The organism is Xanthomonas hawaiiensis (assembly GCF_031834635.1).
Classification (GTDB): Bacteria; Pseudomonadota; Gammaproteobacteria; order Xanthomonadales; family Xanthomonadaceae; genus Xanthomonas_A; species Xanthomonas_A sacchari.
On sequence record NZ_CP115873.1, the window covers coordinates 1,056,266 to 1,078,756 of the forward strand.

Consider the following 22,491-nt stretch of genomic DNA (forward strand, 5'->3'; position numbering starts at 1 on the left):
CTCTGGTAGGAGCGGCTTCAGCCGCGACCTTGTCCGCAGCCAGGATTGAAGAAAGGCATGGAGCCGGACAACGCCGGCTGTTTCCATTCCCTATTCCCGGTTCCCTATTCCCAGCCTCAGACCAACCACAACGACACGCCCGCCAACAGCGCGCCGATGCCGGTGGCGGCGAGCACGTCGCTGGGGTAGTGCAGGCCCAGGACCACCCGCGACAGCGCCACGCAGACGATGAAGGGCACCAGCAGCGGCGCCAGCCAGGGGTAGTAGGCGAGGGCGACGATGCCGAAAGACACCGCGTGCAGGGTGTGGCCGGAGGGGAAGCTGAACTCGTCCAGCGGCGCCACCCAGGCGCGGATGCGCAGGTCGGCGGCGTACGGACGCGGGCGCCGGGTCCAGCGCTTCAGGCCCTTGTACAGGCTCAGCGCGACCACGCCGGTGGCGGCCATGTGCGCGGAGGCGAACACGCCGTCCATGCCGTCGCACAGCACCAGCAGGGTCATCAGCGCGTACCAGAACACGCCGTCGCCGAGCCGGCTGATCGCCGAGAAGAAGCGCCGCACCGTGCGTCGCCGGCACCAGTGGTTGGCGCGCCGGCACCAGCGGGTCTCGTGCCCGCGCAGGATCTCAAGCCGCGTCGACATGCGTCCTCCGGGTGTTCGCCAGTTCGGTGAGCAGTGCATCGAAATCGGCCACCACGCGCTCCGGGCGCAGTTGCTGCATCGACGCGCAGGCCGCCTCGCCCAACTGGCGGCGCAAGGCGTCGTCGCTGCCCAGGCGCAGGGCGGCGGCGATGAACGCCTCGTCGTCGGCCACCGCCGCGCCGTTGAGGCCGTCGCGCAGGTATTCGCGCGCCGCGCCGTAGTCGAAGGCGACCGTGGCCACGCCGCTGGCCATCGCTTCCAGGGTCACGTTGCCGAAGGTCTCGCTGCGGCTGGGGAACAGGAACAGGTCGCCGCTGGCGAAATGCCGCGCCAGCGCGTCGCCGCGCTGCACGCCGCAGAAGAGAAAGTCGGGATTCTCCTGCGCCAGGCGCTCGCGCAGCGGGCCGTCGCCGACCCAGACGAAGCGCGCCCGCGGGCGCAGCTGCTGCAACTGGCGGAACGCACGTACCGCCAGCGGCAGGTTCTTCTCGGAGGCGATGCGGCCCACGTACAGCACCGCGCAATCGTCGTCCTGCAGGCCCCACTGCGCGCGCAACTGCGCATCGCGGCGCTGCGGCTCGAATTGTTTGCTGTCCACTGCGCGCGCCAGCAGGCGCACCCGCTCGAAGCCCTGGGTGGCGAGGAAGTCGCGCAGCTCGCGGGTCGGCACCAGGGTCGCCTGGGCCTGGTTGTGGAAGCGCCGCATCCAGCGCAGCGCGGTCGACTGCAGCCAGGCCGCGCCGTACTGCGGCAGGTACTCGTCGAAGCGGGTGTGGAAGCCGGTGGCGATGGGAATGCCCAGGCGTCGCGCGCTGCGCAGCGCCGACCAGCCCAGCGGGCCCTCGGTGGCGATGTACACCGCATCCGGCGGCGTCGCCTGCCACAGCTTGGTCAGGCGACGCGGCGCCGGCAGGCCGAACTTCAGACCCGGGTAGCGCGGCAGCGCCGCGCCGCGCACCAGCCGCAGATCCGCCGGGTCGGCATCGCCGACCTGGCGCGGACGCACCACGTCGACGCTATGGCCGCGCGCGCGCAGCCCCAGTTCCAGCCCCTGCACGGTCAGCGCAACGCCGTTGACCTCAGGGGGATACGTCTCGGTGACGATCGCGTAGCGCATGCGGGGGCTCCGGTTTGACAAAGCCTCGCGCAATGCAGTGAAGCGAACATGTCCAGCGCATGTAGGAAAGATGACGCCAAAAGCCGGGATTGGGGATTGGGGATTTCCCGCGAGCGCAGGGTGGTTGCGATTGCACTGTGGGAGGGACTTCAGTCCCGACGGGCTTTACCGGTAAAGCCCGTCGGGACTGAAGTCCCTCCCACAAAAAGCGGAGATCACGGCTTCAGGAAGGCCTGTTTTTCTTTAAGAAATTGCCACTTTTCATCAAATCGCTTGACGGCGATTCCACTCCGGACAGCATGCTGCCGTCCCGAATCCCGAATCCCGAATCCCGAATCCCGAATCCCGAATCCCGAATCCCGAATCCCGAATCCCGGCTTTCAACAGCCGCAGGCTGGTCATCCCGAATCCCGGCCCTCAAGCCACAAAGGGCCGGAAATTGATCCCCAGCCCCGCCATGCCCTCGACCTCGCCGATCAGGTCGGCGCGCTGCAGCGGCCGCGACTCGATCCACGGCTGCGACAGGATCAGGTGCAGGTTGGCGCCGTCGGCCTTCAGTTCCAGCGCCGGGATCGGGTCGGCCTCGTGCGCGCGGTGCAGCAGCACCGCCAGGCGCAGCAGCGCCGCCTTGCGCTTGGCGCTGAGCAGCAGCCGGTCGGGCAGTGCGTCGAACGCGGTCTTGGACACGTTGCGGCGGTGCGTGCGCACCAGCGTGGCCAGCACCTGCTGCTCCTGCCGCGAGAAGCCGGCGATGTCCGAATGCTCCAGCACGTAGGCACCGTGCACATGGTACTGGCTGTGCGCGATGGCCTGGCCGAGTTCGTGCAGGCGCGCGGCCCAGCCGAGCATGCGCGCGTCGTCGGCATCCAGGGCCCAGTCGCCGGCGACCTGCTCGAACAGCGCCATCGCGGTGTGCTCCACGCGCGCGGCCTGCGCTTCGTCGATGCCATAGCGCTGGGTGAGCGCGGCGATCGCGGTTTCGCGCGGATCGTTCTCGCCGCCGCGGCCGAGCATGTCGTAGAGGATGCCTTCGCGCATGGCCGCCTTGCTCACCATCAGCCGTTGCAGGCCCAGCGCTTGAAACGCCGCTTCCAGTACCAGCACGCCGCCGGCGATGATCGGCCGGCGGTCGGCGGACAGGCCCGGCAGGTCGATGTCCTCGATGCGCTTGGCCAGCAGCAGGCGGTCGCGCAGTTGCGGCAGCGCCTCGGCGGTGATCGCGCCCTTGGTCAGCTTCATCGCCGCGCAGATCTCGCCGATCGCCTTGTGCGTGCCGGACGAACCCAAGGCCTCATGCCAGCCCAGCGCACGGTACTGCCCGGCGAACTGCTGGAACTCGGCGCCGATCTCGGTCAACGCGTCCTTCCATTTCTTCCTGGACAGCTTGCCGCCCGGGAAGAAGCGCCGCGTGCTGGCGATGCAGCCGGCCTGCAGGCTCTCGCGTTCCAGGGTCTGGAAGCCGCTGCCGATGATGAACTCGGTGGAGCCGCCGCCGATGTCGATCACCAGGCGGCGTTCGTCCGGCTTGGGCGGCTGCGCGTGGGCCACGCCCAGGTAGATCAGGCGCGCTTCCTCGCGGCCGCTGACCACTTCGATCGGATGGCCGAGCGCGGTTTCGCCGGGAATCAGGAAGGTCTGCGGCGAGCGCAACTGGCGCACGGTGTTGGTGGCCAGCGCGCGCACCCGCAGCGAGGGCAGGTCGCGGATGCGCTGGCCGAAGCGCGCCAGGCATTCCAGCGCGCGCTGCCGCGCCTCGGCGGACAGCCCGCCCTTGTTGTCCAGGCCGTCGGCCATGCGCACGGTCTCGCGCAGGCGGTCCACCACCCGCAATTGCCCGAGCTGATAGCGGGCGATGACCATGTGGAAACTGTTGGAACCCAGGTCGATGGCGGCCAGCAGGTCGCCGTCGCGCAGCGGCGGATGAGTGGGGGAAGTGGCAGGCATGGCGGAATGGTAGCCGATGCGCGGCGCACGCCGTGGAGACGGCGCCGCGATGCGCTCAGAGCCCGTCGAGCAGGGCCAGCTGCGCCGAATGCGGCGGCTGGTCCTGGCCCGGGGCCAGCTTGCGGTAGTTGCCGTCGGCGTCCAGTTCCCAGGCGTTGAGATTGTCAGCCAGGTAGTTCTGCAGCACCTCGCGGTGGATGCGCTTCACCAGGTCCGGATCGAGGATCGGGAAGCCGGTTTCCACGCGCCGCAGCAGGTTGCGCTCCAGCCAGTCGGCGCTGGCGCAGAACAGTTCCGGCGCGCCGTCGTTGCCGAACCAGTAGACCCGGCTGTGCTCGAGGAACCGGCCGACGATCGAGCGCACCCGGATGTTGTCGGACACGCCCGGCACGCCGGGACGCAGGGTGCAGGCGCCGCGTACGATCAGGTCGATCTTGACCCCGGCCTGCGAGGCCGCGTACAGCGCGCGGATCACCTGCGGCTCGTTGAGCGCGTTCATCTTGGCGATGATGCGGCCCGGACGGCCGGCGGTGGCCAGCTTGGTCTCGCGCTCGATCCGGTGCAGCACGCCCGGGTGCAGGGTGAAGGGCGACTGCAGCAGGCGCTTGAGGCGGATCTTCGGCGCCAGGCCGGACAACTGCTGGAACAGCAGGTGCACGTCGTTGCCGATGTCCACGTCGGCGGTGATCAGGCTCAGGTCGGTGTAGGCGCGCGCGGTGCCGCTGTGGTAGTTGCCGGTGCCCAGGTGCACGTAGCGGCGCAGCTTGCGGCCCTCGCGGCGCACGATCAGCAGCATCTTGGCGTGGGTCTTGTAGCCGACCACGCCGTACACCACCTGCACGCCGGCTTCCTGCAGGCGGTCGGCCAGGCCGAGGTTGGCCTCTTCGTCGAAGCGCGCGCGCAGTTCCACCACCACGGTGACGTCCTTGCCGTTGCGCGCGGCCAGCACCAGCGCATCGACGATCGCCGAGTCCTTGCCGGTGCGGTACAGGGTCTGCTTGATCGCCAGCACGTTGGGATCGACCGCGGCCTGCTTGATCAGGTCCAGCACCGCGGTGAAGGCGTCGAACGGGTGGTGCAGCAGCACGTCGCCGGCGGCGGCGATCTCGAAGATGCCTTCGCTGTCGCGCAGCGTGCGCGGATTCATCGGCGGATACTTCAGGTCCGGGCGCTGCACTAGGTCGTAGACCTGGTTGACCCGGCTCAGGTTGACCGGGCCGTTGATGCGGTAGACCGCGTTTTCCGGCAGTTCGAAATTCTGCAGCAGGGTGCGCACGATCGACTTCGGGCAGTCCTCGGCGATCTCCAGCCGCACCGCCGGCCGGTAGCCGCGGTTGACCAGTTCGTCGCGCAGCGCCAGCGCCAGGTTCTCCACTTCCTCCTCGTCCACCACCAGTTCCGAGTTGCGGGTGACGCGGAACTGGTAGGAGCCCATCACCTCCATGCCCGGGAACAGTTCGTCGACGAAGGTGGACAGCACCGAGGACAGGAACACGAAGCTCTGGCCACCCTCGGCCAGGCTTTCCGGCAACTGGATGATGCGCGGCAGGGAGCGCGGCGCGCGCACGATCGCCAGGTGGCCGACGCGGCCGAACGCGTCGGTGCCCTTGAGCACCACCACGATGTTCAGCGACTTGTTGAGGATCTTCGGGAACGGATGCGCCGGGTCCAGGCCCAGCGGCGACAGCACCGGCATGATCTCGTTGCGGAAGTAGGCGCGCAGCCAGCGCTTCTGCCGCGCGTTCCAGGAATGCCGGCCGAGCACGCCGATGCCGGCGTCCTTCAGTGCCGGGCGCAAGACCTCGTTCCAGCAGCGGTACTGCTGGTCGACCAGTTGCGCGGCGCGGTCGTGGATCGAGGTGAGGATGGCATTGGGGCTCATCCCGTCCGGCGCCGGCGGCAGCCCGAACTCCTGCGCGTGGCGCACGGTGGCTGCGCGGATCTCGAAGAACTCGTCGAGGTTGGTGCAGGAGATGCACAGGAAGCGCAGCCGCTCCAGCAACGGCACCTGCGGGTCCTGCGCCTGCGCCAGCACCCGGAAATTGAAGTCCAGTTGCGACAGTTCGCGGTTGATGTACAGCGCGGGATCGCGCAGCGGGTCGCTGGGAATGTCCGGGGGCGGCGTGGGCGGCAGGGCGGGGGCGCGGCGGGGCATGAGGTTCCTCGTTAGGCGGAGGTCAGGGTGGCATGGTCGTGCCGCGGATGCACGCGCCCGGCGCCGAAGTGGCAGGAGAAGGTGCTGCCCTTGCCGACTTCGCTCTCGATCTCCAGTCGCGCCTGGTGCAGGCCGAGCACGTGCTTGACGATCGACAGGCCCAGGCCGGTGCCGCCGCTCTCGCGCGAACGGCTGCTGGAGACGCGGTAGAAGCGCTCGGTGATCCGCGGCAGGTGATGCGCGGGGATGCCGTAGCCGCTGTCGCGCACCGCCAGCACCGCGCCGTCGCCTTCGCGGGCGAAACTGATGCGGATGGTGCCGCCGGCCGCGGTGTAGCGCACCGCGTTGGTGACCAGGTTGGAGAAGGCGCTGTGCAGTTCCTTGTTGGAGCCGACCAGGTCGCAATCGGCCTCGTCGTGGACCTCGATGCGGTGCCGGCCCTGGCTGTGCGCTTCGGCCTCGCGGCGCAGCGTGGCCAGCATCGGCGCCATCGCGATCGACTCCTCGTTGGCGTGCTCCTGCGATTCCAGCCGCGACAGGGTCAGCAGGTCCTCGACCAGTTGGGTCATGCGCTGCGACTGCTTGCGCATCTCGGCGATCATCGGCCCCGAGTCCGGGAAGTCCTCCGGATCGAGCATGTCCAGGTAGCCGTGGACCACGGTCAGCGGCGTGCGCAGTTCGTGCGAGACGTTGGCGACGAAATCGCGGCGCACCTGTTCCAGTTGCAGCAGCTTGCTGACGTCGCGCGCGACCAGCAGCCAGTGGTCTTCGGAATAGGGGATCAGCCGCAGGTTCAGGCGCAGGCGCTCGTCGACCGGCGAGGGCATGTCCAGCATCGGCTCGGCGTTGCGGCCGGCGCTGAGCCAGTGCGCCAGCGGCATCGGCTGCAGCCGCTCCACCACCGGCGCGCCGAGGTCGCCGGGATGGCGCAGGCCGAGCAGGGTCCCGGCGGCCTCGTTGAACCACTGGATGCGCTGGCTGTTGCGGTCCACCACCACCACCGCGTCGGGCAGCGCCGCAGCGGCGGCGCGGTAGGCGCGCAACATGTCCAGCAGGCGCCGCTTGCGCACGCGCATTTCCGCCTGGCTGCGGTACAGCAGCCGGTCCAGCTCGTTCCACACCCCGGTGCCGGCCGGCGGCTCCCAGCGCTGGCGCGCGGTCAGCCGCCGCAGCACCCGCCGCAGCCGCCAGTAGTGCCAGCCCATCACCCCCAGCGACATCAGGGTCAGCGCCATCCACACGTGACCGCCGATCCAGCCGACCAGCAACGCCAGCAACAGCATGCCGGCGAGCGTGCCGAGGGTCTTCAACCAGGCGGAGCGGATGTGGCGGGGCATCGGGAACGCACTCTGTCGCAAAGGATCGTGATCCGTCCGCCGTTATAGCAGGCCAAGCCGGCGGTCAGATGGACGCAGAGAAGCGATAGCCGGAACCGCGCACCGTCTGCACCATGTTTTCCACCGCGAACGGCTCCAGCGTCTTGCGCAGGCGACGGATGTGCACATCGATGGTGCGCTCTTCCACGTAGACGCTGCCGCCCCAGACGTGGTCGAGCAACTGCGCGCGGCTGTACACGCGCTCGGGATGGGTCATGAAGAAGTGCAGCAGGCGGTACTCGGTCGGGCCGATCGGCACCGGCGCCTCGCCGGCGAACACCCGGTGCGCGGCGCCGTCGATGCGCAGGCTGCCGACCGAGACGCTGCCGTCCTCGTCGTCCTCGCGGGTGCGGCGCATCACCGCGCGGATCCGCGCCAGCAGTTCGCGCGCCGAGAACGGCTTGACCACGTAGTCGTCGACGCCGGCCTCCAGGCCGCCGACACGGTCGTTCTCCTCGCCGCGGGCGGTGAGCATGATGATCGGCACTTCGCGGGTCATCGCATCCTTGCGCCAGCGCCGGGCCAGTTCCAGGCCGCTGGTGCCGGGCAGCATCCAGTCCAGCAGGATCAGGTCCGGGACCCGGTCGGCGATCGAGGTCTGCGCCTCGCGGGCATCGCCGGCATGCACCGGCTCGAAGTCGCCCTTGCGCAGGGCGAACGCGACCATGTCGCGGATGGCCGGTTCGTCGTCGACGATCAGGATGCGTTTCTGCACAACGGCACCGTGGAACTGGGGAGGAAGGTCGCCAGTAGACTACGGTTTTATTACGTTTAAGTGACGCCTGCCATGGGCGCGTTTCAGCGCCGTTGCATGTCCGGGTCCTGCACGCCCTGGCGGCGCAGTTCCAGTACCGTCGGGGTGATCGCAGCGATGCGCGCATCGATGCGCGCGCGCGCCACGTAATCCAGGTCGCTGCGCTTCTTGAGGTTGTTGAGCTGGATCAGCGCCTGCTCCGGGTGCCCGTTCAGGTAGGCGGCCTCGGCATAGGCCTCGCCGGCGCGGGTGTCGTCGCCGGCCAGTTCGCAGGCGCGGGCGAAGGTGCGCTGGAACACCGGATCCTCCGCAGCCGCCCCGAGCAGCGGCCGCAGCACCGCCTGCGCGCGCTGGCCGGCCTGGCGGCCGCCCTGTTCGTTGAGGGCGGTCGCATAGCTCAGCGCCACCGCCCGGTTGCTGGGCATGCGCTTGACCAGCGCCTCGAAGCGCTGGTCGGCGGCCTGGGGGCGGCCGGCCTTGGCGTCGGCCTCGGCCACCGCCACGGTCAGCCACCAGTTGTCCGGGTGCGCCTGCAGCAGGGTCTCCAGCGTCTGCGCCACGTCCTGCGCGGCGCCGCCGGCGCGCAGCCGGGCCAGCGCCAGGCCGTAGCGCTGGGCATCGCTCAGGCCCTGCTTGCTGCCCTGGCGCAGGCCTTCGTACTCGCGGATCGCATCGGCCGGGGTGTTGGCGCTGAACACCCGCAGCCGCTCGCGGGCCCACTCGAACTGGCCGCTGGGGCCGCGCGCGTAGTTGGCGAACGGCAGTTGCAGGCCGCCCGGCAGCAGCGGGTTGCTGGGCGCGCCCAGCGGCTGGCTCAGCGATACGTCGTTCGGATCGACCCGCTCCTGCAGGGTGCCGCCGGGCACGCTGGTGGTCACGGTCAGGGTGTTCTTCTTCATCTGCTCGGCGCGCTCGCGCGCCTCGCTGATGCGGGTGGTGGTGACCGGGTGGGTCATCAGGAAATCGGGGGTGCTGTAGCCGCCCTGGTTGCCGCGCATCGCCAGCGACATGCGCTCGAAGAAGCCGGCCATCGCATCGACGTCGTAGCCGCTGCGCGCCAGGGTGCGGATGCCCAGCCGGTCGGCCTCCGATTCGTTGGAGCGGGTGTAGTCGATCTGCCGCTGCTGCATCAGCCCCAGGCCGCTGGCGATCGCCGCCTGGGTGGCGTCGCCGCTGGAACGCCCGCCGGCCTGCTGCGCGGCGACCACCGCGGCGAGCATGCCGAGCAGGATCGGGATCTGGTCGCGTTGCGCCCGCTCCACCCCGCGCAGCACGTGCTGCTGGGTGACGTGGGCGATTTCGTGCGACAGCACCGCGGCCACCTCGTCCTCGCGCTCGGCGGTCAGCACCAGGCCGGCGTTCACGGCGACGTAGCCGCCGAGGGTGGCGAAGGCGTTGATCTGGCGGTCGCGCAGCATGAAGAAGGTGAACTTCTGCTGCGGCTGGTCGCTGTTGGCGCCGAGCCGGGTGCCCATGGTCTGCAGCCAGTCGTCGATCAGCGGGTCCTCGAGTACGTAGCCGTAGCTGCGCAGCTCGGCCAGCATCATCTTGCCGTACTCGGCCTGGCGCGCCGGGGTCAGCAGCTCGCCGGCCGAGGAGCCGATGTCCGGCAGCTTGTTCTCCTGGGCCGGCGCAACGGCGCAGGCGGTGGCCAGGGTGATCGCGAAGGCGAGCGGCAGCAGGCGCAAGACGGGCTCCAAGGGGGCAGGCGGACGCCGGGTGGCGGCCGGGACGACGGTGAATCCGGGATGATTCGCAGTGTTGCGGCAGCGGCCTCGAAAATCCACCCGGCCGCTACCATAGTGGCTTGGACCCTCGACACCGCCCGGAGTTTCCCGTGGACAACCCAACTGCCGACACCGGCCACGCCGGCGGCCCGCCGATCACCCTCTATTCCACCGCGATCTGCCCGTACTGCGTGGCGGCCAAGAACTTCCTCAAGAGCAAGGGCCGCACCTGGAACGAGGTGCGGATCGACCTGGACCCGGCCGAGCGCGAGAAGATGGTCGCGCTGGCGCGGCGCACCAGCGTGCCGCAGATCTTCGTCGGCGACGTCCACGTCGGCGGCTACGACGACATGATGGCGCTGCACCGCGCCGGCAAGCTGGAGCCGCTGCTCGACGGCCATGCCCCCGAGGCGCAGGCATGAGCGGCGCCGCGACGGGCGAGGGCGGTGCAGACGGACAGGACCGGGTGCGCGCGTTCACCGAGTTCCGCCAGCGCATGAACCAGCGCATCCTGGCCGAGCCGAACCAGGTGGTACGGCGCTTCTTCGCGCTGGACACCCAGACCTACCAGGCCGGCGCCCTGGACGTGAAGACCAAGGAACTGCTCGGCCTGGTCGCCTCGCTGGTGCTGCGTTGCGACGACTGCATCAGCTACCACGTGGCCCAGTGCAAGGAGGCCGGGGTCAGCCGCGAGGAGTTTTTCGAGACCTTCTCGGTGGGCCTGGTGGTCGGCGGATCGATCGTGATCCCGCACCTGCGCCGCGCCGTGGACTTCCTCGACACGCTGGAGGCCGGCGAGGTCGCCGCGCCGACGCAGCACGCGCACGACTGAGCCCGCCGCGGGCTGCGCGATGGCCGCCAGCGCCCGACGCCGGCGGCCGCCCGGTTTTGGGCGCCTTCACCGGCTTCGGGCATAATTACCACTGAAACCTCCTTGCGCCTGCAGCCCCGGTTCCCGGGCGGCGCTCCCCCCTCTTGTACGGAAACCGCAACCCTATGACGCAGACAATCACGGTCATCCGTGGCGATGGCATCGGCCCGGAGATCATGGACGCCACGCTGTTCGTGCTCGACGCGCTGAACGCCGGCCTCACCTACGAATACGCCGACGCGGGCCTGGTGGCGCTGGAGAAGCACGGCGACCTGCTGCCGGCCGCCACGCTGGAGTCGATCCGCAAGAACAAGGTGGCGCTGAAGAGCCCGCTGACCACGCCGGTGGGCGAGGGCTTCAGCTCGATCAACGTGGCCATGCGCCGCCAGTTCGACCTGTACGCCAACGTGCGTCCGGCCAAGTCGTTCCCGAACACCAAGTCGCGCTTCGGCGCCGGCGTTGACCTGATCACCGTGCGCGAGAACACCGAAGGCGCCTACCTGAGCGAAGGCCAGGAAGTGTCGGCCGACGGCGAGACCGCGCTGTCGATGGCCAAGGTGACCCGCAAGGGCTCCGAGCGCATCGTCCGCTACGCCTTCGACCTGGCCCGCGCCACCGGCCGCAAGAAGGTCACCGCGGTGCACAAGGCCAACATCATCAAGTCCACCTCGGGCCTGTTCCTGAAGGTGGCGCGCGACGTGGCGGCGAACTACCCGGAGATCGAGTTCCAGGAAATGATCGTCGACAACGCCTGCATGCAGCTGGTGATGCGCCCGGAGCAGTTCGACATCATCGTCACCACCAACCTGTTCGGCGACATCCTCTCGGACCTGTGCGCCGGCCTGGTCGGCGGCCTGGGCCTGGCCCCGGGCGCCAACATCGGCGTGGACGCGGCGATCTTCGAAGCCGTGCACGGCTCGGCGCCGGACATCGCCGGGCAGGGCAAGGCCAACCCGTGCGCGCTGCTGCTGGGCGCGGCGCAGCTGCTGGACCATATCGGCCAGCCGCAGAACGCCGAGCGCCTGCGCAATGCCATCGTCGCCACCCTGGAAGCCAAGGACGGGCTGACCCCGGACCTGGGCGGCAGCGGCAACACCATGGGCTTCGCCAAGGCCATCGCCAGCCGCCTCTGAGCGCGCCGGAAGATCGCACAAACAGAAAGGGCGCCCCAGGGCGCCCTTTCTGTTGCTCGGACGTTTGTCTGAAGCCACGCCCGCTCATCGATCAAGGGGAGCCGCTCTTGCGATTCCCTAATCCCGATTCCCGACTCTCAGCTTCAATTCCGCGACTGCACCTTCGACAGCAAGCGCAGGAACTGCACGGACAGCCACACCAGGGTCACCATCAGGCCGAACGCGCCGTACCACTCCATCTGGTTTCTCTCTTGGACGTGACCCTGGCCGATGCCGGGAACGGACGTCGAGCATGTTGTGAGCGATGTTGCGCGCCTGCGACGTTGACATCGCCGCGCAAGCTTCCCACAATAGCCGACCTTTCCGGCCTTGGCCGCGAGGGATGTTCCGCCGGGGTATAGCGCAGTCTGGTAGCGCGCCTGCTTTGGGAGCAGGATGTCGGGGGTTCGAATCCCTCTACCCCGACCAATCCGATGTCCAACGGCGGAAAGGAATGCGACAATCCAGCCAGGGCGCCCGTAGCTCAACTGGATAGAGCACCGGCCTTCTAAGCCGGCGGTTACAGGTTCGATTCCTGTCGGGCGCGCCACATGGCGCCGGGCAGGAGATGCAAGGTTTCAATGGTGGCTGTAGCTCAGTTGGTTAGAGTACTGGATTGTGATTCCAGATGTCGGGGGTTCGAGTCCCCTCAGCCACCCCATTGATCGCGTGACCCGATGCTTCGCGGGGTGTTGCAACGAAGCAAAAAAGCACATAGAATGTGCGACTCAGTTTCAGGGCCGTTAGCTCAGTTGGTAGAGCAGTTGACTCTTAATCAATAGGTCCAAGGTTCGAATCCTTGACGGCCCACCAAAAACGAAAAGGCACCTGCTCCGGCAGGTGCCTTTTTCTTTGCCGGCCGGCCTGCAACAATGTGCCGGCGGGCGCCTTCCGGCGCCGCAGCGCGAAAGTGGCGGAATTGGTAGACGCCCTGGTTTTAGGTACCAGTGCCGCAAGGCGTAGGGGTTCGAGTCCCCTCTTTCGCACCATCCCGATGCCCGTGGACCGTGCGCGCGCGGCCACGTCCGGCGTCGCCGCTTCGGGTCTCCCGGCCCTGCGCTGGCAGGCGCCGCGGGAATAGGCGAAACTATCCGGCTGCGGCGGCTGTCCCGTGCCCGCGCCAACCCGTACTTTTCTACATCGTGCCGAGAGCCGTGGGCTCCCGGTGGCAGGAGTCCACATGCAAGCTTCGATCGAAACCACCGGTACCCTGGAACGGCGTCTGACCTTCACCCTGCCGGAGGATCGCCTGGAAACCCATGTCGGCGGCCGCCTGCGCGAAGTCGCGCGTACCGCGCGGATCAAGGGCTTCCGTCCGGGCAAGATTCCGGCCAAGGTGATCGAGCAGCGCTTCGGGCCGCAGATCCGCGCCGAGGCGCTGGACGGCCTGCTGCGCGAAACCTTCGATTCGGCCGTGCGCGAGCACGAGCTGCGCCTGGCCGGCAACCCGCGCATCGACCGCGCCGGCGACAACGAACTGCAGTTCGTGGCCACCTTCGAAGTGGTGCCGGACTTCGGCGACATCGACGTGTCCACGCTGCAGGTGATCCGCCACACCGCCGAGGTCACCGACGCCGACATCGAGCAGATGATCGAGAACCTGCGCCTGCAGCGCCGCACCTGGCAGCCGGCCGCGCGTCCGGCGCAGGACGGCGACCTGGTGACCCTGGAGACCTGGTCGCAGGTCGGCGACGAGCGTCTGCCGGCCGAGGGCGTGGAGAAGGGCAGCAGCGTGATCGGGTCGGGCGTCATGTTCCCGGCGATCGAGCAGGGCCTGGTTGGCCTGTCCAAGGACGAAGAGAAGACGCTGACGGTCGACTTCCCGGCCGACTGGCGCGTGCCGCAGTTCGCCGGCAAGCAGGTCCAGGTGCACGTGAAGGCGGTCGACGTGGCCGCGCCGGTGCTGCCGGAGGTGGACAAGGAGTTCATCAAGAGCTTCGGCGTGAAGAGCGGCGATGCCGAGCAGTTCCGCAAGGACATCCGCATCAACCTGGAGCGCGAGCTCAAGGGTGCGCTGATGAACCGCCTGCGTCGCGAAGTCGGCGAGCAGTTGATCGCCGCCTACGCGTCGGTGGAAATGCCGCCGCGCCTGGTCGAGAACGAGGCGCGCGCCATGCTGGCGCAGCAGGTCGAGCAACTGCGCCGTTCGGGCCGCGACCCGGGCCAGGTGCCGGACGACGCCCACCAGGGCTTCATGGACGCCGCACGCAAGCGCGTGCTGGTCGGCCTGCTGGTCGGCGAGGTCGCCCGCCGCAACGAACTGCGCCTGGACCCGAAGCGGGTCTCGGAGACGCTGCGCCTGATCGCCTCGACCTACGAAGAGCCGGAACAGGTCATTGAGATGTACCGCAACGATCCCCAATTGATGGGGGGACTGCAGAGCCGCGTGATGGAAGAGCAGGTGATCGACTGGATCGCCGAGCGCGCCCAGCACACCGAGCAGGCGATGTCGTTCCAGGACGCGATCCGTCAATAAGACGACGCGTCGCCGCGTTGCGCAGCCGACCTGCGCGACGCGGATCCCGTTTCACCTCCCCGCGGCGGCGGGGCGCAACACGATGCGAAGCCCTGCACACCCCCGTGCAGGACCGACCCCGAGCAGCAGGAGATCACCGCGTGGACAATGTGACCAAGGCCTTGAATCTGGTTCCGATGGTGGTCGAGCAGACCAGTCGTGGCGAGCGCGCCTACGACATCTATTCGCGTCTGCTGAAGGAGCGCCTGATCTTCCTGGTCGGCCCGATCGACGACCACATGGCCAATGTGATCGTGGCCCAGTTGTTGTTCCTGGAAGCGGACAATCCGGAGAAGGACATCAGCATCTACATCAACTCGCCGGGCGGCGTGGTCACCGCCGGCATGGCGATCTACGACACCATGCAGTACATCAAGCCGGACGTGAGCACCATCTGCGTCGGCCAGGCCGCCTCGATGGGCGCGCTGCTGCTGGCGTCGGGCGCGGCCGGCAAGCGCTATGCGCTGCCGAACTCGCGGGTGATGATCCACCAGCCGCTGGGCGGCTTCCAGGGCCAGGCCACCGATATCGACATCCACGCCCGCGAGATCCTGACCCTGCGCGCGCGGCTGAACGAAATCCTGGCCAAGCACACCGGCCAGTCGCTGGAAACCATCGCCCGCGACACCGAGCGCGACAACTTCAAGAGCGCCATCGACGCGCAGGCCTACGGCCTCGTCGACCAGGTCCTGGAGCGTCGTCCGGATGAGTCCATCCAGCCGGCATAAGGCTTGCATGTACTGCAAAACGCAGCGTATTCCGCAGGGCCGGGGTCGGGCTAGCGTCCTCCCGGCCCTGTGCTATTCTCGAAATCGAACCCCCGTTCATCGGGTGGGGTAACTGGGTAAGCGAAGCAATGAGCGAAGACCGGCAAGGCCGTTCCGGCGACAGCAACAAGATCCTGTACTGCTCGTTCTGCGGCAAGAGTCAACACGAGGTCCGTAAGCTGATCGCCGGGCCCAGCGTGTTCATCTGCGACGAATGCGTCGAGTTGTGCAACGACATCATCCGCGAGGAGCTCGAGGAGAAGGCGCAGTCGGCACGCAGCAGCCTGCCCAAGCCGCGCGAGATCCTCGAAGTGCTCGACCAGTACGTGATCGGCCAGCAGCGCGCCAAGCGCACGCTCGCCGTGGCCGTGTACAACCACTACAAGCGCATCGAGAGCCGGCAGAAGAACGACGAGGTCGAACTGGCCAAGTCCAACATCCTGCTGGTCGGTCCGACCGGTTCGGGCAAGACGCTGCTCGCGGAAACGCTGGCGCGCCTGCTCAACGTGCCGTTCACCATCGCCGATGCGACCACGCTGACCGAAGCCGGCTACGTCGGCGAGGACGTGGAGAACATCATCCAGAAGCTGTTGCAGAAGTGCGACTACGACGTCGACAAGGCGCAGCAGGGCATCGTCTACATCGACGAGATCGACAAGATCTCGCGCAAGAGCGAAAACCCGTCGATCACCCGCGACGTGTCCGGCGAAGGCGTGCAGCAGGCGCTGCTGAAGCTGATCGAAGGCACGGTCGCCTCGGTGCCGCCGCAGGGCGGGCGCAAGCATCCGCAGCAGGAATTCCTGCAGGTGGACACCAAGAACATCCTGTTCATCTGCGGTGGCGCGTTCGCCGGCCTGGACAAGGTGATCCAGCAGCGCTCCAACGACGCCGGCGGCATCGGCTTCGGCGCCAAGGTCAAGAGCGTCGAGCGCAAGCGCGAGGTCGGCAAGATCCTGGCCGAGGTCGAGCCGGAAGACCTGATCAAGTTCGGCCTGATCCCCGAGTTCGTCGGCCGCCTGCCGGTGGTCGCCACGCTCGAGGAACTGGACGAGCCGGCGCTGATCAAGATCCTCACCGAGCCCAAGAACGCCATCACCAAGCAGTTCAAGAAGCTGTTCGAGATGGAAGGCGTGGAGCTGGAGTTCCGCCAGGACGCGCTGCTGGCCATCGCCAAGAAGGCGCTCAAGCGCAAGACCGGCGCGCGCGGCCTGCGCACCATCGTCGAATCGGTGCTGCTGGACACGATGTACGAGCTGCCGTCGCAGGAGAACGTCAGCAAGGTGGTGGTGGACGAGTCGGTGATCGAGCACAAGTCCGAGCCGTACCTGATCTACCAGACCCCGCCGGCGGCGCCCAAGGTCGCCTCTGCGGAGTGACCCCGGGCAGGCGCTGCGCGGCGACCCCGTCGCGCCCCGCTTGCCTGCCGGTAAGTCGCTGAAACATATAGGGGTTCTGCGCTCCCCTTGCATCGTCCAGCCGATGGCCCCATAACGGGGCCATCGGCGTTTTTATGGCCGCCCGCATCGCGTTCCCGCCTCCCAAATCGGAATCCTCATGGCCCAGTCCCAATCCGAAGTCCTCGACCTGCCGGTCCTGCCGTTGCGCGACGTCGTGGTCTTCCCGCACATGGTCATCCCGCTGTTCGTCGGTCGCGACAAATCCATGCGCGCGCTCGAGCACGCGATGGAGGCCGACAAGCGCATCCTGCTGGTCGCGCAGAAATCCGCCGAAACCGACGATCCGGCGGCGGCCGACCTCTACAACGTCGGCACGCTGGCGCAGGTGCTGCAACTGCTGAAGCTGCCCGACGGCACCATCAAGGTGCTGGTCGAAGGCCTGTCGCGGGTCAGCGTCGACAAGGTCGCCGAGCGCGACGGCGCGCTGCAGGGCGAAGGCCGCGAGATCGATGCCGCCGAATCGCGCGAGGAGCGCGAGGTCGAGGCGATCGCGCGCTCGCTGATGTCGCTGTTCGAGCAGTACGTCAAGACCAACCGCAAGCTGCCGCCGGAGCTGCTGCAGACCCTGTCCGGCATCGACGAGCCCGGCCGCCTGGCCGACACCATCGCCGCGCACATCGGCGTGCGCCTGGCCGACAAGCAGCGCCTGCTGGAAACCCTGGAAGTGGGCGAGCGCCTGGAGATGCTGGTCGGCCTGGTCGACGGCGAGATCGACGTGCAGCAGCTGGAGAAGCGCATCCGCGGCCGGGTCAAGTCGCAGATGGAGAAGAGCCAGCGCGAGTACTACCTCAACGAGCAGATGAAGGCGATCCAGAAGGAGCTGGGCGACCTCGACGATGCGCCGGGCGAGCTGGAGGAACTGGCGCGCAAGATCGCCGAGGCCGGCATGCCCAAGCCGGTGGAGACCAAGGCCAAGGCCGAACTCAACAAGCTCAAGCAGATGTCGCCGATGTCGGCCGAAGCCGCGGTGGTGCGCAACTATCTCGACTGGCTGCTGGGCGTGCCGTGGAAGAAGCGCAGCAAGGTGCGCAAGGACCTGAAGGTCGCGCAGGAAACCCTCGACGCCGATCACTACGGCCTGGAGAAGGTCAAGGACCGCATCCTCGAGTACCTCGCGGTGCAGTCGCGGGTGAAGCAGATGAAGGGGCCGATCCTGTGCCTGGTCGGGCCGCCGGGCGTGGGCAAGACCTCGCTGGGCCAGTCCATCGCCAAGGCGACCAACCGCAAGTTCGTGCGCATGTCGCTGGGCGGCGTGCGCGACGAGGCGGAGATCCGCGGCCATCGCCGGACCTACGTCGGCTCGATGCCGGGCCGCATCGTGCAGAACCTCAACAAGGTCGGCAGCAAGAACCCGCTGTTCGTGCTCGACGAGATCGACAAGATGTCGATGGACTTCCGTGGCGATCCGTCCTCGGCGCTGCTGGAGGTGCTCGACCCCGAGCAGAACAACGCCTTCAACGACCACTACCTGGAAGTGGACCTGGACCTGTCCGAAGTGATGTTCGTGGCGACCTCCAATTCGCTGAACATCCCCGGCCCGTTGCTGGACCGCATGGAAGTGATCCGCATCCCCGGCTACACCGAGGACGAGAAGCTCAACATCGCCGCCCGCTACCTGGTGCCCAAGCAGCTCAAGGCCAACGGCCTGAAGCAGGACGAGCTGGAGATCGGCGCCGACGCGATCCGCGACATCGTGCGCTACTACACGCGCGAATCCGGCGTGCGTAATCTCGAGCGCGAGGTCGCCAAGATCTGCCGCAAGGTGGTCAAGGAGATCGCCCTCGCCGGTCCGCAGCCGGCCGCCACGGCGAAGAAGGCCGCAGCGAAGAAGGGCGCCGCGCGCAAGGACAAGGCGCGCGTGAGCGTCGGCTCGAAGAACCTGGACAAGTACCTGGGCGTGCGCCGCTACGACTTCGGTCGCGCCGAGGAGCAGAACGAGATCGGCCTGGTGACTGGCCTGGCCTGGACCGAGGTCGGCGGCGATCTGCTGCAGATCGAATCGACCCTGGTCCCGGGCAAGGGCGCGGTGATCCTGACCGGCCAGCTCGGCGACGTGATGAAGGAATCGGCATCGGCCGCGTTGTCGGTGGTGCGCTCGCGCGCCGAGCGGCTTGGCATCGAGGCGGATTTCCTGCAGAAGCACGACGTGCACCTGCACGTGCCGGACGGCGCCACGCCGAAGGACGGCCCCAGCGCCGGCATCGCGATGGTGACCTCGCTGGTGTCGATGCTGACCAAGGTGCCGGTCAAGTCGGAGGTGGCGATGACCGGCGAGATCACCCTGCGCGGCCGCGTCTCGGCGATCGGCGGACTCAAGGAGAAGCTGCTGGCCGCGTTGCGCGGCGGCATCCGCACCGTGCTGATCCCCGAGGAGAACCGCAAGGATCTGGCCGATATCCCGGAGAACGTCACCCGCGATCTGAAGATCGTGCCGGTGAAGTGGATCGACGAAGTGCTGGATCTGGCACTGGAGCGTCCGCTCGCGCCCAAGCCCGCCGCCGATGCCGAACAGGCACCGTCGCGACGCAAGCAGAAAGCATCCTCGAACCCGCGCGTCAAGCACTGACGCGCGCTGAACCGTACCCGCGCAAACGGCTCAAACCCGCGCCGTTGTTGGCTTTTCGGCTTGCGCGGGTATGGGCCCGCTGGTATAAATGCAGCGCTTGCGAGCACCGCGAACGGGCGTGCTTGGTAGTGCAAAACATATCCATCGGGGTCTCGCTCAGGCGAGGCAGGCCACGCCGACACCCGATCCTCAATCCGCGGTCTTCTGCCGCACATGGAGTCATCAAGAAATGAATAAAGCCGAACTGAACGACGCGATCGCCGCTGCCGCCGATATCTCCAAGGCCGAAGCCGGTCGTGCCATCGACGCCTTCGTGTCGGAAGTGACCAAGGCCCTGAAGAAGGGCGACAGCGTCACGCTCGTGGGCTTCGGCACCTTCCAGGTGCGCGACCGTGCCGAGCGCACCGGCCGCAACCCGAAGACCGGCGACTCCATCAAGATCGCGGCGTCGAAGAATCCGACGTTCAAGGCTGGTAAAGCGCTGAAGGATGCCGTAAACTAATCGACTCGCTAGGGTGCTTAGCTCAGCGGTAGAGCGTCTCCTTTACACGGAGAGGGTCGGGGGTTCGAAACCCTCAGCACCCACCAGAGCACCAAGCGACAGGTTTCAAAAGCGGAGTGGTAGTTCAGTCGGTTAGAATGCTGGCCTGTCACGCCGGAGGTCGCGGGTTCGAGTCCCGTCCACTCCGCCAGTTGTACCGAAGCCCCCGAGCGATCGGGGGTTTCGTTTCTCGCAGTCGCCGCCACGCGCCAGCGTTGGCCCGGCAGCTCCGGGAAAGCGGGCTTCGCGCCCGCCTCCGTTCAAACGCGGAGTGGTAGTTCAGTCGGTTAGAATGCTGGCCTGTCACGCCGGAGGTCGCGGGTTCGAGTCCCGTCCACTCCGCCATTTGTACGCGAAACCCCCGAGCGATCGGGGGTTTCTTTTTTTCCGCAACGCGCTGGCGTTCGCCCCCGATTGCCGCCGCGGCGCATGAGCGGCGCGGGCTGCGGGGCGGCCGGTTCTGCCGCAAGGCGTGAAGCGGGTTAAACTGCGCGGCTCGCCAATAGGCCGTCGGTTCCCAATGCTGCAGAAACTTCGCGAAAAGACCTCGGGCTGGATCGCCACCGCGATCATCGGTCTGTTGATGATTCCGTTCCTGTTCGTCATCGACAACAGCTACCTCGGTGGCGTCGGTGCCAACAATGTCGCCAAGGTGCAGGCACCGCCGTCGTGGTGGTCGTCGGCACCGTCGTGGTGGCCGGTGTCGCTGCTGTGGCAGCACCACGAAGTGAGCACGGAGCAGTTCCGTACCCGCTTCGAGCAGGCGCGCATCCAGGCGCGCGAGCAGCAGGGCGAGAACTTCGATCCGCGTGCGTTCGAAAGCATCGACAACAAGCGCAAGCTGCTCGATCAACTGATCGACGAGCAGGTGGCGAAGCTGTCGGCCGAGCGCGCCGGTGTGGTCATCGGCGATGCGGCAGTGCGGGATTACATCAGCTCCATGCCTGCGTTCCAGAACGACGGCAAGTTCGATCCGGAGCGCTACCGCCTGGCGCTGGCCTCGGGCACGCCGCCGCGCACGCCGACCATGTTCCAGCAGTTGGTGCGCGATGCGCTGCAGCAGTCGGTGATTCCGTCCGGCATCGCCGAATCGGCGTTCGCCACCAAGCAGGAGACCGATCGCCTGCTGAAGATGCTGGGCGAGACCCGCGACGTGGAGATGGCGCTGTTGCCGGAGATGCCGGCCGATACCGCGCCGGTCAGCGATGCGCAGGTGCAGCAGTGGTACGACTCGCACAAGTCCGACTTCAAGCAGCCGGAAAGCGTGACGATCGAGTACGTCGACCTCAATGCGGCCAGCCTGCCGCCGGTCAAGCCGGCCGACGAGGCGACCTTGCGCAAGCGCTACGATGACGAGAAGGCGCGCTTCGTCGAGCCCGACCAGCGGCTGGCCTCGCACATCCTGATCAGCGCCGGCAAGGATGCGGCCTCGCAGAAGGCGGCCGAGGCCAAGGCGGCCAAGCTGGCGGCCGAAGCCAAGCAGCCCGGTGCCGATTTCGCCGCGCTGGCCCGCGCCAACTCCGACGATCCCGGTTCCAAGAACGCCGGCGGCGACCTGGGCTGGGTGGAGAAGGGCGTGATGGTGAAGCCGTTCGAGGATGCGCTGTTCGCGATGAAGCCCGGCGAGATCGTCGGGCCGGTGAAGAGCGAATTCGGCTATCACGTGATCCAGCTGCGCCAGGTCAAGGGCGGCGGCGGCAAGTCGTTCGAGCAGGTTCGCGACCAGCTCGCCAGCGAGCAACTGAAGGCCGACAGCGAGAAGGCCTTCAGCGACCTGAGCGGCAAGCTGGTGGACCTGGTCTACAAGAACCCGACCGCGCTGGCCTCGGCGGCGAAGGAAGTGGGCCTGCCGGTGCAGACGCTGGGGCCGTTCTCGCGTGCCACCGCCAGCGGCATCGCCGCGCAGCCGGCGGTGTTGCGCGCCGCGTTCTCCGACACCCTGGTGCAGGACGGCACGGTCAGCGACCCGATCAACCTGGGGCCGAACCACAGCGTGCTGATCCGCGTGACCCAGCACCAGCCGGAGCAGATCCAGCCGCTGGCCAAGGTGCACGAGCAGGTCGTCGCCGCGGTGCATGCCGATCGCACCGCCAAGGCCGCCGCGGCCAAGGCCGACGCGCTGCTGGCGCGCCTGCGCAAGGGCGAGACCCTGCAAGCCCTGGCCGGCCCGGAAAAGCTGCAGATCAACCCGATGCCGGGGCTGCCGCGCAACGTGCCGATGCCGAGCGCACAGGCCAGCCAGGCGATCTTCAGCGCGCCGCAGCCGGCTGAAGGCAAGCCCTCGGTGGGCAAGGTTGAGCTGCCTGCCGCGCCGGGCACGGTGGGCAAGCGCTATGCGCTGTTCGCCGTCACCAAGGTCACGCCGGGCGACCTGAGCAAGGTGCCGGCCGAGCAGCAGACGATGTTCCAGCAGCAACTGGCGCGCATCGAAGGCGAGGCCGATGCCAAGGCCTACGTCGATGCGATGCGCAAGCACTTCAAGATCAGCGTGCAGGAGTCGCAGCTGTAACAGCGGCGCCGTCGACACGTGCTGTCACGCGACAGGCCCGGCATTGCCGGGCCTGTTGCGTTTCAGAGGGCATCAACGTGTGCGTCTTGCCGCGCGCAGCGGTGCGGCAACGCGTGCGCAAGCACAGGGCGTGTGCCGGCTGGCAGGTTGGGCGGGCACGAAGGGCGGGGCACGCGGCCGCCATCGCTCAGCGTGAGGCACTGTGCAAGCTGGCTGCGATCGAGGCAAGGCATCCTGCCCGTCGGGCAGTACGCTGGTCGGCGCAGGTGCTGGGCGCTGTGAGACGCCGGCCTCGCAGAGGTTCGCGTCGGTGTCGGGCGCCGCTCGGGTCGTGGTCATCCCGCGACGCGGCTGCACGTCCTCTGGCGTTGCAGCGTGT

General features: G+C 67.9%; 17 protein-coding genes and 8 tRNA genes. 17 read left to right on the top strand and 8 right to left on the bottom strand.

Annotated features, from left to right (window positions below):
- Positions 1-116 precede the first annotated feature (116 nt).
- From PG878_RS04650 to PG878_RS04680, 7 genes are all read right to left on the bottom strand, one after another.
- Entirely contained in the window at positions 117-641 is a 525-nt protein-coding gene (locus PG878_RS04650) for a phosphatase PAP2 family protein (protein WP_209031984.1), read from the bottom strand.
- A complete protein-coding gene (locus tag PG878_RS04655) occupies positions 625-1,758 on the bottom strand; it encodes a glycosyltransferase family 4 protein (RefSeq protein WP_209031985.1) in 1,134 nt (377 codons plus the stop codon). Before PG878_RS04655 ends, PG878_RS04650 begins: the two co-directional genes overlap by 17 nt.
- Before the next feature lie 417 nt (positions 1,759-2,175).
- Positions 2,176-3,702: an exopolyphosphatase gene (gene ppx, locus PG878_RS04660; protein ID WP_209031986.1), complete on the bottom strand. Its 1,527-nt coding sequence runs from the start codon at positions 3,700-3,702 to the stop codon at positions 2,176-2,178.
- Between the two features lie 55 nt (positions 3,703-3,757).
- The gene (gene ppk1 / locus PG878_RS04665) at positions 3,758-5,857 is read right to left on the bottom strand and encodes a polyphosphate kinase 1 (protein WP_209031987.1); all 2,100 of its coding nucleotides are present in this window, start codon (positions 5,855-5,857) and stop codon (positions 3,758-3,760) included.
- 11 nt (positions 5,858-5,868) lie between these two features.
- Positions 5,869-7,194, bottom strand: a complete 1,326-nt coding sequence (phoR, locus tag PG878_RS04670) for a phosphate regulon sensor histidine kinase PhoR (protein ID WP_209031988.1) — start codon at positions 7,192-7,194, stop codon at positions 5,869-5,871.
- 64 nt (positions 7,195-7,258) lie between these two features.
- Complete coding sequence (phoB, locus tag PG878_RS04675) at positions 7,259-7,948, bottom strand: phosphate regulon transcriptional regulator PhoB (RefSeq protein WP_160959358.1); 690 nt, start codon at positions 7,946-7,948, stop codon at positions 7,259-7,261.
- Positions 7,949-8,031: 83 nt separating this feature from the next.
- Positions 8,032-9,675, bottom strand: a complete 1,644-nt coding sequence (locus tag PG878_RS04680; RefSeq protein WP_209031989.1) for a M48 family metalloprotease — start codon at positions 9,673-9,675, stop codon at positions 8,032-8,034.
- A 149-nt stretch (positions 9,676-9,824) separates the two neighbouring features.
- Between PG878_RS04680 and grxC the strand changes: the two genes are divergently transcribed.
- The 3 genes from grxC to PG878_RS04695 all read left to right on the top strand — a co-directional run bounded on the left by grxC (position 9,825) and on the right by PG878_RS04695 (position 11,718).
- The gene (gene grxC / locus PG878_RS04685) at positions 9,825-10,136 is read left to right on the top strand and encodes a glutaredoxin 3 (protein WP_017907836.1); all 312 of its coding nucleotides are present in this window, start codon (positions 9,825-9,827) and stop codon (positions 10,134-10,136) included.
- Positions 10,133-10,546: a carboxymuconolactone decarboxylase family protein gene (locus tag PG878_RS04690; protein ID WP_209031990.1), complete on the top strand. Its 414-nt coding sequence runs from the start codon at positions 10,133-10,135 to the stop codon at positions 10,544-10,546. The genes grxC and PG878_RS04690 overlap by 4 nt, the downstream gene beginning before the upstream one ends.
- Before the next feature lie 164 nt (positions 10,547-10,710).
- Positions 10,711-11,718, top strand: coding sequence for an isocitrate dehydrogenase (locus tag PG878_RS04695; protein ID WP_017907834.1), 1,008 nt, complete (start codon positions 10,711-10,713; stop codon positions 11,716-11,718).
- A gap of 143 nt (positions 11,719-11,861) precedes the next feature.
- Here the strand turns inward: PG878_RS04695 and PG878_RS04700 are convergent, their stop codons facing one another.
- The gene (locus PG878_RS04700) at positions 11,862-11,957 is read right to left on the bottom strand and encodes a Bax inhibitor-1/YccA family membrane protein (protein ID WP_209031991.1); all 96 of its coding nucleotides are present in this window, start codon (positions 11,955-11,957) and stop codon (positions 11,862-11,864) included.
- Positions 11,958-12,109: 152 nt separating this feature from the next.
- Here PG878_RS04700 and PG878_RS04705 point away from each other — a divergent pair.
- The 14 genes from PG878_RS04705 (at position 12,110) to PG878_RS04770 (ending at position 22,112) form a co-directional block, all read left to right on the top strand.
- A tRNA-Pro gene (locus PG878_RS04705) sits at positions 12,110-12,186 on the top strand.
- Positions 12,187-12,230: 44 nt separating this feature from the next.
- Positions 12,231-12,307 (top strand) — tRNA-Arg (locus PG878_RS04710).
- Between the two features lie 34 nt (positions 12,308-12,341).
- Positions 12,342-12,418, top strand: a tRNA-His gene (locus PG878_RS04715).
- A 76-nt stretch (positions 12,419-12,494) separates the two neighbouring features.
- Positions 12,495-12,570 (top strand) — tRNA-Lys (locus tag PG878_RS04720).
- A 91-nt stretch (positions 12,571-12,661) separates the two neighbouring features.
- Positions 12,662-12,746 (top strand) — tRNA-Leu (locus PG878_RS04725).
- Between the two features lie 191 nt (positions 12,747-12,937).
- Complete coding sequence (gene tig, locus PG878_RS04730) at positions 12,938-14,233, top strand: trigger factor (RefSeq protein WP_010341120.1); 1,296 nt, start codon at positions 12,938-12,940, stop codon at positions 14,231-14,233.
- A gap of 140 nt (positions 14,234-14,373) precedes the next feature.
- Positions 14,374-15,000 carry an ATP-dependent Clp endopeptidase proteolytic subunit ClpP gene (gene clpP, locus PG878_RS04735; protein WP_010341121.1) on the top strand — a complete coding sequence of 209 codons (627 nt, stop codon included), beginning with the start codon at positions 14,374-14,376 and terminating at the stop codon, positions 14,998-15,000.
- A 128-nt stretch (positions 15,001-15,128) separates the two neighbouring features.
- Positions 15,129-16,415 carry an ATP-dependent Clp protease ATP-binding subunit ClpX gene (gene clpX / locus PG878_RS04740; RefSeq protein ID WP_209031992.1) on the top strand — a complete coding sequence of 429 codons (1,287 nt, stop codon included), beginning with the start codon at positions 15,129-15,131 and terminating at the stop codon, positions 16,413-16,415.
- 178 nt (positions 16,416-16,593) lie between these two features.
- On the top strand, positions 16,594-19,062 hold the full coding sequence (gene lon, locus PG878_RS04745; RefSeq protein WP_209031993.1) for an endopeptidase La: 2,469 nt from the start codon (positions 16,594-16,596) through the stop codon (positions 19,060-19,062).
- Between the two features lie 229 nt (positions 19,063-19,291).
- A complete protein-coding gene (locus tag PG878_RS04750) occupies positions 19,292-19,564 on the top strand; it encodes an HU family DNA-binding protein (protein ID WP_010341124.1) in 273 nt (90 codons plus the stop codon).
- 11 nt (positions 19,565-19,575) lie between these two features.
- Positions 19,576-19,650, top strand: a tRNA-Val gene (locus PG878_RS04755).
- Positions 19,651-19,677: 27 nt separating this feature from the next.
- Positions 19,678-19,754, top strand: a tRNA-Asp gene (locus tag PG878_RS04760).
- 117 nt (positions 19,755-19,871) lie between these two features.
- Positions 19,872-19,948, top strand: a tRNA-Asp gene (locus tag PG878_RS04765).
- 175 nt (positions 19,949-20,123) lie between these two features.
- Complete coding sequence (locus PG878_RS04770; RefSeq protein WP_209031994.1) at positions 20,124-22,112, top strand: peptidylprolyl isomerase; 1,989 nt, start codon at positions 20,124-20,126, stop codon at positions 22,110-22,112.
- The last annotated feature ends 379 nt before the right edge of the window (positions 22,113-22,491 follow it).

Bases quoted from the DNA above. Each gene is read 5' to 3' on its own strand.
- PG878_RS04650 (WP_209031984.1), bottom strand. From the start codon at position 641: ATGTCGACGCGGCTTGAGATCCTGCGCGGGCACGAGACCCGCTGGTGC.
- PG878_RS04655 (WP_209031985.1), bottom strand. From the start codon at position 1,758: ATGCGCTACGCGATCGTCACCGAGACGTATCCCCCTGAGGTCAACGGC.
- ppx (WP_209031986.1), bottom strand. From the start codon at position 3,702: ATGCCTGCCACTTCCCCCACTCATCCGCCGCTGCGCGACGGCGACCTG.
- ppk1 (WP_209031987.1), bottom strand. From the start codon at position 5,857: ATGCCCCGCCGCGCCCCCGCCCTGCCGCCCACGCCGCCCCCGGACATT.
- phoR (WP_209031988.1), bottom strand. From the start codon at position 7,194: ATGCCCCGCCACATCCGCTCCGCCTGGTTGAAGACCCTCGGCACGCTC.
- PG878_RS04690 (WP_209031990.1), top strand. From the start codon at position 10,133: ATGAGCGGCGCCGCGACGGGCGAGGGCGGTGCAGACGGACAGGACCGG.
- PG878_RS04695 (WP_017907834.1), top strand. From the start codon at position 10,711: ATGACGCAGACAATCACGGTCATCCGTGGCGATGGCATCGGCCCGGAG.
- PG878_RS04700 (WP_209031991.1), bottom strand. From the start codon at position 11,957: ATGGAGTGGTACGGCGCGTTCGGCCTGATGGTGACCCTGGTGTGGCTG.
- tig (WP_010341120.1), top strand. From the start codon at position 12,938: ATGCAAGCTTCGATCGAAACCACCGGTACCCTGGAACGGCGTCTGACC.
- clpX (WP_209031992.1), top strand. From the start codon at position 15,129: ATGAGCGAAGACCGGCAAGGCCGTTCCGGCGACAGCAACAAGATCCTG.
- lon (WP_209031993.1), top strand. From the start codon at position 16,594: ATGGCCCAGTCCCAATCCGAAGTCCTCGACCTGCCGGTCCTGCCGTTG.
- PG878_RS04750 (WP_010341124.1), top strand. From the start codon at position 19,292: ATGAATAAAGCCGAACTGAACGACGCGATCGCCGCTGCCGCCGATATC.
- PG878_RS04770 (WP_209031994.1), top strand. From the start codon at position 20,124: ATGCTGCAGAAACTTCGCGAAAAGACCTCGGGCTGGATCGCCACCGCG.